This window comes from Pseudomonas sp. PvP089, assembly GCF_017875165.1.
GTDB lineage: Bacteria > Pseudomonadota > Gammaproteobacteria > Pseudomonadales > Pseudomonadaceae > Aquipseudomonas > Aquipseudomonas fortuita.
This window is the reverse complement of the sequence record NZ_JAGGME010000001.1, coordinates 3,102,618-3,117,321: the sequence shown is the minus strand read 5'-3', so window position 1 is coordinate 3,117,321 and position 14,704 is coordinate 3,102,618. Positions and strand designations below refer to the sequence as shown.

The 14,704-nt window shown below is 63.3% G+C and carries 10 protein-coding genes; 4 read left to right on the top strand and 6 right to left on the bottom strand.

From position 1 onward, the window contains the following. Window positions 1–48 precede the first annotated feature (48 nt). Together J3A71_RS14280 and J3A71_RS14275 are read left to right on the top strand one after the other, a co-directional pair. Complete coding sequence (locus tag J3A71_RS14280) at window positions 49–2,100, top strand: PAS domain-containing sensor histidine kinase (protein WP_096426161.1); 2,052 nt, start codon at window positions 49–51, stop codon at window positions 2,098–2,100. A 63-nt stretch (window positions 2,101–2,163) separates the two neighbouring features. Next, window positions 2,164–4,230: a PAS domain-containing protein gene (locus tag J3A71_RS14275; RefSeq protein WP_096426162.1), complete on the top strand. Its 2,067-nt coding sequence runs from the start codon at window positions 2,164–2,166 to the stop codon at window positions 4,228–4,230. Window positions 4,231–4,239: 9 nt separating this feature from the next. Here the strand turns inward: J3A71_RS14275 and J3A71_RS14270 are convergent, their stop codons facing one another. The 6 genes from J3A71_RS14270 to J3A71_RS14245 all read right to left on the bottom strand — a co-directional run bounded on the left by J3A71_RS14270 (window position 4,240) and on the right by J3A71_RS14245 (window position 10,865). After that, window positions 4,240–4,986 carry an SDR family oxidoreductase gene (locus J3A71_RS14270; protein ID WP_016487412.1) on the bottom strand — a complete coding sequence of 249 codons (747 nt, stop codon included), beginning with the start codon at window positions 4,984–4,986 and terminating at the stop codon, window positions 4,240–4,242. Window positions 4,987–5,357: 371 nt separating this feature from the next. Continuing rightward, complete coding sequence (locus J3A71_RS14265) at window positions 5,358–6,893, bottom strand: DHA2 family efflux MFS transporter permease subunit (RefSeq protein WP_016487413.1); 1,536 nt, start codon at window positions 6,891–6,893, stop codon at window positions 5,358–5,360. Further along, window positions 6,890–8,083 carry an HlyD family efflux transporter periplasmic adaptor subunit gene (locus tag J3A71_RS14260; protein WP_096426163.1) on the bottom strand — a complete coding sequence of 398 codons (1,194 nt, stop codon included), beginning with the start codon at window positions 8,081–8,083 and terminating at the stop codon, window positions 6,890–6,892. Before J3A71_RS14260 ends, J3A71_RS14265 begins: the two co-directional genes overlap by 4 nt. Before the next feature lie 30 nt (window positions 8,084–8,113). After that, window positions 8,114–8,587 (bottom strand): MarR family transcriptional regulator, encoded by a 474-nt coding sequence (locus J3A71_RS14255; protein WP_016487415.1) that lies wholly within the window; start codon window positions 8,585–8,587, stop codon window positions 8,114–8,116. 230 nt (window positions 8,588–8,817) lie between these two features. Further along, window positions 8,818–9,450 carry a response regulator gene (locus tag J3A71_RS14250; protein ID WP_096426164.1) on the bottom strand — a complete coding sequence of 211 codons (633 nt, stop codon included), beginning with the start codon at window positions 9,448–9,450 and terminating at the stop codon, window positions 8,818–8,820. An 8-nt stretch (window positions 9,451–9,458) separates the two neighbouring features. Next, window positions 9,459–10,865 carry an ATP-binding protein gene (locus J3A71_RS14245; RefSeq protein ID WP_060518241.1) on the bottom strand — a complete coding sequence of 469 codons (1,407 nt, stop codon included), beginning with the start codon at window positions 10,863–10,865 and terminating at the stop codon, window positions 9,459–9,461. A 195-nt stretch (window positions 10,866–11,060) separates the two neighbouring features. Between J3A71_RS14245 and J3A71_RS14240 the strand changes: the two genes are divergently transcribed. Then, entirely contained in the window at window positions 11,061–12,683 is a 1,623-nt protein-coding gene (locus tag J3A71_RS14240) for an acyl-CoA synthetase (protein WP_060518243.1), read from the top strand. A 168-nt stretch (window positions 12,684–12,851) separates the two neighbouring features. Continuing rightward, window positions 12,852–14,621, top strand: a complete 1,770-nt coding sequence (locus J3A71_RS14235; RefSeq protein ID WP_096426165.1) for an acyl-CoA dehydrogenase C-terminal domain-containing protein — start codon at window positions 12,852–12,854, stop codon at window positions 14,619–14,621. Window positions 14,622–14,704: the final 83 nt, after the last annotated feature.

Sequence of the window (14,704 nt, the reverse complement as noted above, 5' to 3'; positions counted from 1 at the left end):
TATCGAAGGCCAGCTATAGTTGTCGGACTCGCAGGCAGGATAGCCAGCATGCCCCAAGACAACACCCCAGCTTGCATAGAGCAACTACAACAAAAACTACTCGAACTGGAGACGCAGAATGCCGAGCTGCGCCTCAAGGCGGCCTGTTATGAGGTCATGACTGGCCACATGCATCAAGGTTTCTGCGTGCTCGAAATGCTCGAGAACAGTGACGGAGAGCTGTACGACTACCGTTACATCCTTGCCAACGACGCCTCTATGCAGCACACCGCCCACCCCAAGCAGTTGGGCCAGACGGCACGTGAAACGATCCCGGACGAAATTGGAACCTGGCTTCCGCGGTTTGCCGAAGTGGCGCGCTCAGGGCAGCCCCTGCAGTTCGAAGCGCGGCTGGCGGTGACCGACCGCTGGCTAAAGCTGTCGGTGTATCCCCTGGAGCCCGCCAGCCAGAAACGAGTAGCGGTAGTCTTTACCGGGGTGCCGGCCGAACAGGTAACCCTCGATAACCTGCAAGCACTTAACCAGGAACTGTCGAACAGGGTCGACAAGGAGCAAGCCAACAGCAAGCTGCTTGGCGAGCTGGTCGACCACAGCCTGGCCAATGTGTTTGCTGCGGACCGCAGCTTCAGGCTGCTGGCGATCAACCGCACCGCACAGGAAACGTTCAAGCGCCTGCGCGGTTTCGTACCCAAGGTCGGCGACTACATTCCGCAATTCCTGTCAGGCCAGCAGGACATCAAGCGTCAGCTTGACCCCTTATGGCCACGCGTACTGGCGGGCGAGGCATTCGTCCAGACAATCGCCCTTGGGAACTCACAAGCATTGCGCCACTACGAAATCCGCTACAACCCCTTGCGTGATGCTCAGCAGCAAATCCAGGGGGGGTACCTGTTTGCATACGACATCACAGAACGCGTCGCAGAGCACGAGCGGCTGCGAGAGATCGAAAACGCTTTGCGCCAATCCCAGAAGATGGAAGCCATCGGCCAGCTGACCGGGGGGATAGCGCATGATTTCAACAATTTGCTGGGTAGCATCCTCGCCGCCCTGGAAGTGGCCACCGAACGCCAGGCACAACAGCGCTACCCGGAAGCTACACGGCTACTTGCCATCGCCCGACAGGACTCCAAGCGTGCTGCCTCTATGGTTCAACGCCTGCTGGCATTCGCACGCCAGCAAATCCTGATTCCGCAAACTACAGATGTGCATCAACTGGTGGCCGGTATGCACGATCTGATCAAGCGCTCGCTGCATGAAGACATCCACTTCGTTGACCAGACACTGGCCGACCAATGGCTGATAGCGATCGACCCTCCGCAACTGGAAAGTGCTTTGCTCAACCTGTGCATCAACGCCCGCGATGCCATGCCGCTGGGTGGCGAATTAGCTATCTGTTGCGCGAACACCCCATTGAATCAGGCACAGGCCCGGGTACTGGACCTCCCTGCGGGTGACTACTTGCAGATTCGTATCACCGATAATGGCATTGGCATGACCGCCGACACGGCTCAACGCGCGCTGGAGCCATTCTTCACTACCAAACCATTGGGTCAGGGCTCAGGCCTTGGGTTGTCGATCGTCTACGGCTTCATCCGCCAGTCCGGCGGGCAGTTGCAGATCAATAGTGCGCCTGGGCATGGCACGCGTATTGACCTTTATCTCCCCAGGAAAAGCGCGGCAATAGTAACTCCGCCTGAGCGCCATCAACCCACGCCTGCCAAAACTGAATGCACACCTCGCCTGATCATGCTCATGGAGGACCAGGTAAACCTGCGCCTGGTGATCGAAGAAGTGCTGCAAGAACTCGGGCACGATGTGCGCACGTTCGTCGATGGACGCAGCGCACTGACTGCCTGCCAAGAGGGCTTGCGGCCTGACCTGCTGGTGACCGATATCGAGCTGCCAGGCGACATCGACGGCCGGCAATTGGCCGCAGCGCTTCCCGAGGAGGTGCCAGTGCTCTACATCACCGGCTACAGCGAAGACCAGGCAGATGTCAAACCATCAAAGCACTCTAGCGTGCTGTGCAAGCCGTTCAGCCTGGCGCTGCTCAGCGAGCAAATCGAAAACCTGCTGGCAAACCTGCATCCGCCGCAATGAACAGCTGTACGTTCAAGGGCCAGCCACAGTACAGTCTGTCTGATACTTTTCTGGAATGTCGCCATGCACCACCGCGACCTGTCCGGCCTGCGCCGGGAAATCGAGGCCTTGCGTCAGCATAACGCGCAGCTGGAAGCACAGCTTCGGCAACAGCAGGATCAAGACCACAGCGTCTACCGCTTTCTGTTCGACACGATGGACGAGGGGTTCTGCATCATCGAATTCTTCGATGGCCCGCATGGGCCTCTGAGTGACTATATACACGTCATGGCCAACGCGGCCTACGCCAAGCACGCCGGCATCCCCGACGTGGTCGGGCAGAAACTGCGCGAGATGGTGCCCGATGAGGCCGATGACTGGGTGGCCCGCTATGGCGCTGTACTTCGCACGGGCGAACCGCTGCACTTCGAGCAGGAACTGGTCGCCACCGGCCATGTGCTGTCAGTGACTACTTTCCGCGTAGAGCCTGCTGAGAAACGCCAGGTAGCGGTGTTGTTCAAGGATGTCACCGAACGCCGGCGTGCAGAGCAGGCCCTGCAGCGCCTTAACGAACAGCTGGAACAGCGGGTGAATGCCGCACTGGCCGAACGACGCTTGTTTGCCGAATTGGTCGATCACAGCGTGGTCAATGTGCATGTGGTGGACAAGAATCTGCGCTGGCTGGCTGTCAACCGCCAGGCCAGGCATGACTTCCACCTGCTGTACGGGAGAACACCGGAAATCGGCGACTACCTGCCCGGGTTGTTCGAAGATGGAAGCGCTGGCCAGACGCCTATCCTGCCAATGTGGCAGCGCGCCCTGGCAGGCGAGCAGTTCATCGAGATCGGCATCTTCGGCAAGCCCCCCATGCTGCGCCACTACGAATTGCGCTTCAACGCGTTGCACGACCAAAAAGGCGAGATTCTAGGCGCGTTTCTGTTCGCTTATGACATCAGTGACCGGGTACAAGAGCAGGAACGCCTGGCCAAGGCCGAAGAAGCACTGCGCCAGGCACAGAAGATGGAAGCCGTAGGCCAGCTCAGTGGCGGCATCGCCCATGACTTCAACAATTTGCTGGGCAGCATCCTTGGCGCCCAGGAGCTGATGCGCCAACGCCTGGACCAGTCACGCTTCGACGCCCTGGAGCCCTTGCTGAAGCTGTCCAGCGGCTCGGCGCAGCGGGCCTCTTCACTGGTGCACCGGCTGCTGGCATTCTCTCGCCAGCAGACCCTGCAACCCTGCTCCACGCAGGTGACCACGTTGGTGGCCGGTATGGAAGAGCTTCTGCGCCGCACGATTGGCCCGGCCATTACCCTGAGCAGCCGCTTCGCCAGCCCGCTGTGGCCTACCTTCATTGATCCGCCCCAACTGGAAAGCGCCCTGCTCAACATCTGCATCAACGCTCGCGATGCCATGCCCGCAGGTGGGGTGATCGACATCATTGGCGACAACCTGCTGCTTGACGACGAGCAGGCCCTGGCTTTGCAACTGCCAGCCGGCGAGTATGTGCGGCTGAGCATCGTCGACAACGGTAAAGGCATGTCGGCTGAAGTGGCGGAGCGCGCAGTCGACCCGTTCTTCACCACCAAGCCGATGGGCCAGGGCAGCGGCCTGGGTCTGTCCATGACCTACGGCTTCGTGCGTCAGTCGGGTGGGCAATTACGCGTGCTGTCGGTGCTTGGCGAGGGCACCCGCATCGAGCTGCTGCTACCCCGACACCCCGAGCAGCCCCAGGCGCCAGCCGAAAAACTGCAGCACCCGCCTTTGCAAGCAAGCAGCGCGGCTGCACGGCGCATTCTGTTGATTGAAGACCAGACCGCCTTGCGCTTGGTGGTCGGCGAAGTGCTGGAAGAGCTGGGCTATCTGGTGGACGCCTTCGAGAATGGTCCGACCGCCCTCGCCCACCTGCAAAGCGGCGAACGGCCAGACCTGCTGCTGAGCGATATCGGACTGCCGGGTGGCCTGAATGGCCGCCAGGTGGCCGAACGCTGCCGTGAGCGCTACCCAGACCTCAAGGTGCTGTTCATCACCGGCTACGATGAGAGCGCCGCGCTCAGCGACGGCCAGCTGTTGCACGGTACGTTGGTGCTGACCAAGCCGTTCGAGCTCGAAGTACTCGCCGAGCGGGTACGCGAGCTGCTGGAGGATTGACGGGCGCGTTCAGCGCCCGCCGCTCAGGTCGATGAAACTGCCGGTGGAGTAGGAGGCTTTGTCCGAGAGCAGCCAGAGGATGGCTTCGGCCACTTCCTCGGGGCGTCCGCCGCGCCCCATGGGCAAACCCGGCTCAAGCTTGCTGACCCGGTCGGGGTCGCCGGACAAGGCATGGAACCCCGTGTGGATGTAACCTGGGCGTACGCCATTGACCCGCACGCCCTCGCCTGCCACTTCTTTGGCCAGGCCGATGGTGAAGGTGTCGAGCGCGCCCTTGGAGGCGGCATAGTCGACATATTCGTTGGGCGAGCCCAGGCGCGCAGCCATCGATGACACGTTGACAATGGCCCCGCCCTGCCCGCCATGCCGGTGTGCCATGCGCAGCAAAGCGTGCTTGGCGCAGAGCATGGGGCCGACGACGTTGGTTTTCATGATCTTCAGCAGGCGGAACTCGGACATGGCCTCGACGCGGCTCTGCTGGCCGATGGTGCCGGCGTTGTTGACCAGTGCGGTGACCGGGCCGAGCTCTTCGTCGACGCGCTGAAACAGGTGGATGATCTCATCCTCGACGCTGACGTCGGCCCGCACGGCGATAGCCTCGGCGCCCAGGGCGCGGACCTGGCCGAGGAGGGTTTCGGCGGCCTGGTCGTCGGCGTGGTAGTTGATGCAGATGCGGTAGCCCTGGCGGGCCGCCAACAGCGCCGTGGCGGCACCGATACCGCGGCTGCCGCCGGTGATGACGATGACGTTCTCCATGATTTTGCCAATCGCTTGGGGAAGGGACCGTCGACAATAGGCGAAACGGAGCAGTATGTGAATAGAGGGGCCACCCAGTGCCTGACTTGAGAGATTGGGCGTGGCGGATATCCAGCGCCGCCCGCGCGGCGCATCGCGAGCTCCGCTCGCTCCTACGTTTGCTTCGGGCCAATTATTCCTGTGGGATTTGTACGCGAACGCCTTGGCGCATAGCTCGATATCGTGCCGTACAAACAAGGCGGTCGCGCGCGACGGGTACAGGCATTACTGGCCCGAAACAAACGTAGGAGCGAGCGCAGCTCGCGATGCGCCGCGCGGGCGGCGCTCGATATCCGCCCCACCCTACATCCCGAACCATTCACCTCGTTGCCTTAATGCCCCGCCGATGCCGGCCCGGCCTTGGCAGTGAAGGGTGGTTTGGCGAACCACACCAGCAGGATCAACCCGGCAAACACCCAGGTCATCAAGGTGAAGTAGTCCACTGTCGACATCATGTAAGCCTGCCCGTTGAGTATCTGCTCCAGCTGCGCATAACTCTGCGGGCTGGCCCCACCCAACTGCTCAAGCGTATGCCGCGTCGCCGGGTCGAACTGGCTGATGTTCTCGCTCAGATAAGCGTGATGCTGGTCCGCCCGGCGAATCCAGATCCAGGTCGTCAACGACGCGGCAAAGCTCCCGCCCAAGGTCCGCAGGAAGGTCGCCAGCCCCGAGCCATCGGCAATCTGGTGCGGCGGCAGGTCGGACAGCAGGATGCTCAAGGTCGGCATGAAGAACAACGCCACGCCAATGCCCATGAACAGCTGCACCAAGGCCACATGCTGGAAGTCCACCTCGCTGGTGAAGCCGGCACGCATGTAGCAACTGGTGCCGATCGCCAGGAACGCCAGCCCTGCCAGTACACGCAGGTCGAAGCGGTGCGCATATTTGCCCACGAACGGCGACATGATCACCGGCAGCAAGCCGATCGGTGCCACCGCCAGGCCCGCCCACGTCGCGGTATAACCCATTTGCGTCTGCAACCATTGCGGCAGGATCAGGTTGATACCGAAGAACCCTGCATAGCCCCCGACCAGCACGATGGTGCCGACACGGAAGTTGCGGTGCACGAACAGGCGCAGGTTGACTACCGGGTGGCGGTCGGTCAGTTCCCAAATCACGAAGACTGCGAGGAACACCACCGAAATCAAGCTGCCGATAATGATGAACGACGATTCGAACCAGTCCAGGTCGTTGCCTTTGTCGAGTACCACCTGCAAAGCCCCGACACCGATAATCAGCGTCAGCAAGCCGATGTAGTCCATCGGCTGGCGGCTGGTGACCACCGGCCGGGTGCGCATCTGCTGGCGCACCACGGCGGCGGCGAACAGGCCGATGGGCACGTTGATGAAGAAGATCCACGGCCAGCTGTAACTGTCGGTGATCCAGCCCCCCAGGATCGGCCCGGCAATCGGCGCCACCACCGTGACCATCGCCAGCAGTGCCAGGGCCATGCCCCGTTTTGCAGGGGGGTAGACGGCAATCAGCAAGGTCTGGGTCATCGGGTACAGCGGCCCGGCGACCACGCCCTGCAATATCCGGAAACCGACCAGCTCCGGCATCGACTGGGCGATACCGCACAGGAACGAGGCCAGCACGAACAACAGCGTGGCCCAGATGAACAGTTTCACCTCGCCAAACCGTCGGCTGAGCCAGCCCGTCAATGGCAAGGCGATGGCGTTGCTCACCGCGAACGAGGTAATCACCCAGGTGCCCTGCTCGTAACTCACCCCCAGGTTGCCGGATATGGTCGGCAGCGCCACGTTGGCAATGGTGGTGTCGAGCACCTGCATGAACGTCGCCAGCGACAACCCGATGGTGGTCAACAGCAGGCTGGGCGGCGTGAACTGGGCAGCGGCGTTGTTGCTCATCGCTGGGCCGTCTTGCCGGGTGCGCTGTTTTCGTGGATCAACCGGGCGATCAGGTTGTCAGCCTCGACCAGCTGACGGTCATACACCTGGGTGGTGTAGCTGGCCTGCTGTGGGGGCTGCTGGGCCAGGGCCGGCCCGCTCTGGTCATGCAAGTCGACTTCCACCACGGTGGACAGGCCAATACGCAGTGGGTGGTCCTTGAGCTGATCGGGGCTCAGGTGAATACGCACGGGCACGCGCTGGACGATCTTGATCCAGTTGCCAGTGGCGTTCTGTGCCGGCAGCAGCGCGAAGGCACTGCCGGTACCGGCGCCAAGGCTATCGACCGTGCCGCTGTACTTGACCTCGCTGCCGTACAGGTCGGCGGTGATCTGCACCGGCTGGCCAATACGCATGTCACGCAGCTGGGTTTCCTTGAAATTGGCGTCGATCCACACCTGGTCCAGCGGGATTACCGCCATGGTCGCAGTGCCAGGCTGCAGGCGCTGGCCCAGCTGCACGGTACGTTTGGCGACGTAGCCAGTGACAGGTGCTACCAAGGTGGTACGGGCGTGGTCGAGGTAGGCTTGGCGCAGATCGGCGGCGGCTGCCATGACCTCCGGGTGCGAGGACACCACCGTGTCGTCGACCAGCGCGCTGCTGGTGCTGAGCTGCTGACGTGCGCTGTTTACAGCGGCCAGGGCCACACTCAGGTCATCGCGAGCGTGGGACAGTTCTTCCGCAGCAATTGCACCGCTGTCAGCCAGCACCTTGCGCCGGTTGAAGTCCTGCTGGGCTTTGCGCAGTTCGGCCTGGCGGGTTTCCAGCTGGGCCTTGAGCGAGTCGACATTGCTGTACAGCCCGCGCACCTGGCGCACGCTGCGTGCCAACTTGGCTTCGGCAGACTGCAGGGCCACCTCGCTGTCGGCGGGGTCGAATTGCAGCAATACCTGGCCGGCATGAACCAGGTCGCCGTCATCGGCACCAATGCTGGTGACGGTGCCGGTGACCAGCGGGGTGATCTCCACCACGTTGCCGTTGACGTAGGCATCGTCGGTGCTTTCGTGCCAGCGCCCGACCAGGCTGTACCAGGCCCAGGTGCCGGCACCGGCAAGCATCAGCAAGAGCAGCAGGCCCAGCAGCCAGGCTTTGCGCTTGCGCGACTGCTCGGGCGCTGCGGGGGGAGTCGGGGTGTCTGCGGGAGTGGCCATGACAGTACCTTGGAGAATTCGTTACAGGGTTCAACGTTCGCCGAAACGGCGGATCGTCAATGGGTCGCCAGCAGCGAGCAGGACCTTGGCCAGCAGGCCTTCCAGGTTCTTCAGCTCTTCTGGGGCCAGCGCGCCGCACAATTCGTTCATGGCGGCAGCGCCGATTTCTGGCAAGCGGTCGGCCAGGCGCTGGCCATCAGTGGTGAGCGCCAGGCGCACCAGCCGGCGGTCCTCGGCGCAGCGGTTGCGCACAATCAGCTCCTTCTGCTCGAGCCGGTCGAGCATGCGGGTCATCGAACCGCTGTCCAGGCCCAGGTAGCGGCACAGCTCGGCCGGGGTATCCACCTGGTACTGGGTGACGATGATCAGCACCTTGAACTGCGCGGCAGTGACGCCCTCTGACTCGAGGTGCCAGTCGAGAATGCGGTCCTTCAGGATTGCCGCGCGGCCCAGCAGCATGCCGATGGCGCAGGTCTGGAAATTTTCGGGGGAGAAATGGGCCATCGAGGCTGCTCTGACAATTGTGTAGAAATATTACTGCCTAGGCAGTGAATGTCAAAGCTTTGATTAGCCAGCTATGTAAAATTTCATATTTTCGGGCTGTCACACTGCCCCCTGTAGGAGCGGCCTTGTGCCGCGATTGGCCGCAAAGCGGCCCCAAAAATCTCTGCCCTGGCACAAAACTGGGGGCCGCTTCGCGCCCCATCGCGGCACAAGGCCGCTCCCACAAGTGCTTAACGCGCCCGCAGGCCCAGCGCCTCCACGGCCCCGCAGGCAACCGCCATGCCGACCAGCTCCGCCAGGCTGGCCGCCTGCAAGCGCTTCATCACCCGCCCGCGGTACAGGTCCACGGTCTTCACGCTAACCCCCAGCCGCTGGGCAATTTCACGGTTGCTCAAGCCCTGGGCCAACGGCACGAACACGTCACGCTCACGTGGCGTCAGGCCGTCGATCCGCGCCTGCACCATGGCCAGCGCCTGGTCGCCCTGCCGCGCCCGCCCGGCGTGCTCCAGCGCAGCTTGCACGCTGTCGAGCAGCAGCTGGTCGTTATAGGGCTTTTCGATGAAATCACAGGCGCCGGCCTTGAATGCCCGCACCACAATCGGCACATCGGCATGGCCGCTGACGAAGATCACCGGCAGCGCCAGGCCGCGCTCGCGCATCGCCTGCTGCACCGCCAACCCGCCCAGCCCCGGCATACGCACATCCAGCAGCACACAGGCGGGCCCATCGTCGACACAAGCATCGAGAAACGCTTGCCCACTGGCGAACGGCAGGGCTTGCAGGCCCACCGACTGCAACAGCCAGACGGTCGAGTCGCGCATCCCCTGGTCGTCATCGACCACATACACTTTCGCTTGCACCACGCCTCCCCTTATCCCCTGCTGACTGCCAGCCGACAGCACAGTACCAGACCGCCATTGTCACCCGCCCGCGCCCACAGGCTGCCGCCAAAGCCTTCGATCAGGCTGCGGCTCATGCTCAAACCCAGGCCCAAACCGTCAGCCTTGCTGGTAGTGAACGGCGTGAAGATGTCATCCAGGCGCTCGGGCGCCACACCTGCGCCCTGGTCCGACACTTCGACCAGCACACCGTCGCCGTCGCGCACTGCGCCGAGCAGGATACGTGACGGCTGTTCGCCGTGCAGTTCGCGGTTGGCATCGATGGCATTGCGCAACAGGTTGAGCAGCACTTGCTCCAGCAACACCTGGTCGGCATACACCGAGGGCAGTTGCGCGCTCATGCGCAGTTCCACCAGCACCTGGTCACGCGCGGCTTCCCACGCACACAGCCGCATGGCTTCCCCAGCCACTTCTGCCACGTCCACCGCCTGCAGCCGCCGTGGTCCTTTGCGCAGGAAGGCGCGCAGGCGGCGAATCACTTCGGCGGCATGGGTGGCCTGCTCGCGGATGCGCTGCAGGCCCTGCCCTACCCGCTCGCGGGCCTGTGGATCACGCTCCAGGCCTTGCAGGTAACGTTGACTGGCGTTGGCATAGTTGACCACCGCAGCCAGTGGCTGATTGATCTCGTGGGCAATGCCTGAAGCCAGCTCGCCGAGGGTGGCCAACCGTGCACTGTGCGCCAGGCTTTCCTGGGCTTCAATGCGCAAGGTGATGTCGCGGGACACACTGACCACCTCCACCACCGAGCCGGTGTAGGTTTCGCGGATGGCCCGGCTGGCAATTTCAAACCAGCGATAGCCGCCAGAGGCCTGGCGCACCCGGCAGGTCATGGTGTGATAGCCATCCTGGTCCAGGGCAGCGGCCGCCTGGCGCAGCACCTGGCGGCGCTCACGCGGGTGCAACAGGGTATGCACGGCGATGCCACGCAATTGCTCGGGCCACAGGCCGAGCAGGCGAAACGCTGCCGGCGAGGCATCCAGAAAACGGCCATCCGGGCTGTGCCGGGAGATCAGGTCGGTGGTGTTTTCAATGATCAGCCGGTACAAGCGCCGGGCGCGGCTGGCTTCCCGTGCGCCTTGGCGCTCTTCGCTGGCGTCGCGACAGCGCCCGAGCACCTGCTGGCCCTGGTCATCCGGAATGAATGACCACAGCACGGTGCGCGCCCCCACTTGCACCTCGACGTCGGCAATCGCCCGATGCTGGCGCAGGCACGCACGCACCAGGGCGGCACAGTTGGCCGGCAGCCAACTGGCCAGCGCCGGGCCTTCGTCAACCCATGCTTGCAGCGCCGCATTGAGTGCCAGTGGCTTGGCGTCGGCTGCCAGCAAAAGGCTGGGTTGTGGGTCCTTGGCAAGCAAGGGGTAAGCAGTCTGGTCCATGGTAGGCGGTTCGTTGTTATAGTAGTTTTACTATATTGCTATAGTCGATATTCCTATTACCATAGCGACTCGCGTAAAACTGCGACAGAAGGAGCGGCCCACCGTCCGCCTCCCTGCACCCTGAACAGAGCTAACAATCAGCCATCGGGGGGCCAAGCGCACAAGCAGCGCCTGCCTCCCTTACAGGATTACCGCATGTCGATCTATGCCCAGGGCCTGATGCCCGCTGCCGTCAACCATGTCGCCCTCACCCCGCTCAGTTTCATCGAACGCACCGCTGCCGTGTACGGCAACTACCCCGCGGTGATCCACGGTGCCATCCGCCGCAACTGGCAAGAAACCTACCAACGCTGCAGGCGCCTGGCCAGCGCCCTTGCGGGCCGTGGCATAGGCCGTGGCGACACGGTGGCGGTGATGCTGCCCAACACCCCGGCGATGCTCGAGGCGCACTTCGGTGTGCCCATGACCGGCGCCGTGCTCAACACCCTGAACGTGCGCCTGGACGCCGAGGCCATCGCCTTCATGCTGCAGCATGGTGAAGCCAAGGTGCTGATTACCGACCGCGAGTTCCATGCGGTGATCGAAGCCGCCCTGGCGTTGCTCGAACACCCGCCCCTGGTGGTGGATGTGGATGACCCGGAGTACGGCGAAGGCCGTGCGGTCAGCGCGCTGGACTATGAAGCCCTGCTCGCCGAAGGCGACCCGCAATTCGCCTGGGAATGGCCGGATGACGAGTGGCAGGCCATTTCACTCAACTACACCTCCGGCACCACCGGCAACCCCAAGGGCGTGGTCTACCACCACCGCGGCGCCTACCTGAACGCGCTGGGCAACCAGATGACCTGGGCCATGGGCCACCGCCCGGTGTACCTGTGGACCTTGCCCATGTTCCACTGCAACGGCTGGTGCTACCCCTGGACCATCACCGCCCTGGCCGGCACCCACGTGTTCCTGCGCCGGGTCGACCCGCAGAAGATCCTGAACCTGATCCGCGAACACCGGGTCACCCACCTGTGCGGCGCCCCGATTGTGCTCAACGCCCTGGTCAACATGCCCGAGGCCGCCAAAGCCGCCATCGAGCACCCGGTACAGGCCATGGTCGCCGGCGCCGCGCCACCGGCCAAGGTCATTGGCGCCGTGGAAGAGATGGGCATCCACGTCACCCACACCTACGGCCTGACCGAAGTCTACGGCCCGGTGACCGTGTGTGCCTGGCATGACGAGTGGAACGAACTGGCGCTGGAAGAGCGTGCGCGGATCAAATCACGTCAGGGCGTGCGCTACCCGACCCTGGACGGGTTGATGGTGGCCGACCCGCAGACACTCGAGCCGGTGGCACGCGATGGCAATACGCTTGGCGAGATCTTCATGCGCGGCAACACCGTGATGAAGGGTTACCTGAAAAACCCCGAAGCCACCGCCGAAGCGTTCCGTGGTGGCTGGTTCCACACCGGTGACCTGGCCGTGTGGCATGCCGACGGCTATGTCGAGATCAAGGACCGCCTCAAGGACATCATCATTTCCGGTGGCGAGAACATCTCCACCATTGAAGTCGAGGACGCCCTGTACAAACACCCGGCGGTGCTTGAAGCCGCCGTGGTGGCGCGCCCGGATGAAAAGTGGGGAGAAACCCCATGCGCGTTCATTGCCCTGAAGCCAGGCCGGGAGGACACCCGCGAAGCCGACATCACCGGCTGGTGCCGCGAGCACCTGGCCGGTTTCAAGGTGCCGAAGACCGTGGTGTTTGGCGAGTTGCCCAAGACCTCCACCGGCAAGATCCAGAAGTACGTACTGCGCGACCGGGCCAAAGCCCTCTGAAGCCGTAACGGCCTCGACGTTTCCCTGCAGGAGCAGCCTTGTGCTGCGAAGAGGCCCTCACCGGCGAAGACTACCTTCAGCCATGCCGGCCCTTTCGCAGCACAAGTCTGCTCCTGCACGGGTATGGCGCAATTTTCACAGATATCGTCTTCACTTCAAGAGCCCCTGATGACTACTTACTCCGCCCCGCTGCGCGACATGCGCTTCGTCCTGCATGACGTGTTCAACGCCCCGGCCCTGTGGGCCCGCCTGCCCGCCCTGGCCGAGCGCATCGATGCCGACACCGCCGATGCGATCCTGGAAGAAGCCGCCAAAGTCACTGGCCAGCTGATCGCCCCGCTCAGCCGTAACGGCGACGAGCAAGGTGTGCGCTTCGCCGCCGGCCAGGTCACCACGCCAGACGGTTTTCGCCAAGCCTGGCAAACTTACCGCGAAGGCGGCTGGGTCGGCCTGGGCGGCAACCCGGCATTTGGCGGCATGGGCATGCCGAAAATGCTAGGGGTGCTGTTCGAAGAAATGCTCTATGCCGCCGACTGCAGCTTCAGCCTGTATTCGGCGTTGAGCGCTGGTAGCTGCCTGGCCATCGATGCCCACGCCAGCGAGACGCTCAAGGCCATTTACCTGCCGCCACTTTACGAAGGCCGCTGGGCCGGCACCATGTGCCTGACCGAGCCCCACGCGGGCACCGACCTGGGGCTGATCCGCAGCCGGGCCGAACCCCTGGCCGACGGCAGCTATCGCATCAGCGGCAACAAGATTTTCATCACCGGTGGCGAGCAGGACCTGACCGAGAACATCATCCACCTGGTACTGGCCAAGTTGCCGGATGCGCCCGCCGGCGCCAAAGGCATCTCGCTGTTCCTTGTACCGAAATACCTGATCGAGGCCGATGGCAGCCTGGGCGCGCGCAACGCCGCACACTGCGGTTCGATCGAGCACAAGATGGGCATCAAGGCTTCATCCACCTGCGTGATGAACTTCGACGATGCCAAGGGTTACCTGGTGGGCGAACCGCACAAAGGCCTGGCGGCGATGTTCACCATGATGAACTACGAGCGCCTGTCCATCGGCATCCAGGGCCTCGGTTGCGCCGAAGCGTCTTACCAGAGCGCCGCCCGTTATGCCAACGAACGCCTGCAAAGCCGTGCCGCCACCGGCCCTAAAGCGCAGGACAAGGCTGCCGACCCGATCATCCACCATGGCGATGTACGGCGCATGCTGCTGACCATGCGCACCCTCACCGAAGGTGGCCGGGCGTTTGCCGCCTACGTCGGCCAGCAACTGGACCTGGCGCGTTACGCCGAAGACGCCGGTGAACGTGAGCACGCCCAGCGCCTGGTGGCGCTGTTGACGCCAGTGGCCAAGGCCTTCTTCACCGACAACGGCCTGGAAAGCTGCGTGCACGGCCAGCAGGTATACGGTGGCCATGGCTACATCCGCGAATGGGGGCAGGAGCAACGGGTGCGTGATGTGCGCATTGCGCAAATCTATGAAGGCACCAACGGTATCCAGGCACTCGACCTGCTGGGGCGCAAGGTGCTGGGCGACGGTGGCCAGGCGCTGGCCAGCTTTGCCGCCGAAGTACGTGCGTTCAGTGTTGATGCACCGCTGCACCGCGAGGCTTTGCAAGCGAGCCTGGCGCGACTGGAGGCCACCAGCGCCTGGCTGCAGGCGCGAGCAGGCGATGATGCCAACCTGGTCAGCGCGGTAGCGGTTGAATACCTGCAACTGTTCGGGCTGACGGCGTATGCCTATATGTGGGCGCGGATGGCGGCGGTGGCCTTGGCCAAACGTGACGAGGATGACGCGTTTCATGGTGCCAAGCTTGCGTGTGCGGCGTTCTTCTTCCAGCGCGTGCTGCCGCGTGGTCTGGGGCTGGAAGCCAGTATCAAGGCGGGCAGCAGCAGCCTTTATGGGCTGGAGGCTGCGCAGTTCTGAAGCCTGCGCATTACCCGTGGGAGCGGGCATGCCCGCGAAGCAGGCCACGCGGTGCATGGCACGGGCTTCGCCCGTGTTCGCGG

Coding starts and splice junctions, on each gene's coding strand:
- J3A71_RS14270 (WP_016487412.1), bottom strand. CDS start 4,986: ATGGAGAACGTCATCGTCATCACCGGCGGCAGCCGCGGTATCGGTGCC.
- J3A71_RS14240 (WP_060518243.1), top strand. CDS start 11,061: ATGTCGATCTATGCCCAGGGCCTGATGCCCGCTGCCGTCAACCATGTC.
- J3A71_RS14245 (WP_060518241.1), bottom strand. CDS start 10,865: ATGGACCAGACTGCTTACCCCTTGCTTGCCAAGGACCCACAACCCAGC.
- J3A71_RS14265 (WP_016487413.1), bottom strand. CDS start 6,893: ATGAGCAACAACGCCGCTGCCCAGTTCACGCCGCCCAGCCTGCTGTTG.
- J3A71_RS14280 (WP_096426161.1), top strand. CDS start 49: ATGCCCCAAGACAACACCCCAGCTTGCATAGAGCAACTACAACAAAAA.
- J3A71_RS14275 (WP_096426162.1), top strand. CDS start 2,164: ATGCACCACCGCGACCTGTCCGGCCTGCGCCGGGAAATCGAGGCCTTG.
- J3A71_RS14255 (WP_016487415.1), bottom strand. CDS start 8,587: ATGGCCCATTTCTCCCCCGAAAATTTCCAGACCTGCGCCATCGGCATG.
- J3A71_RS14235 (WP_096426165.1), top strand. CDS start 12,852: ATGACTACTTACTCCGCCCCGCTGCGCGACATGCGCTTCGTCCTGCAT.
- J3A71_RS14260 (WP_096426163.1), bottom strand. CDS start 8,083: ATGGCCACTCCCGCAGACACCCCGACTCCCCCCGCAGCGCCCGAGCAG.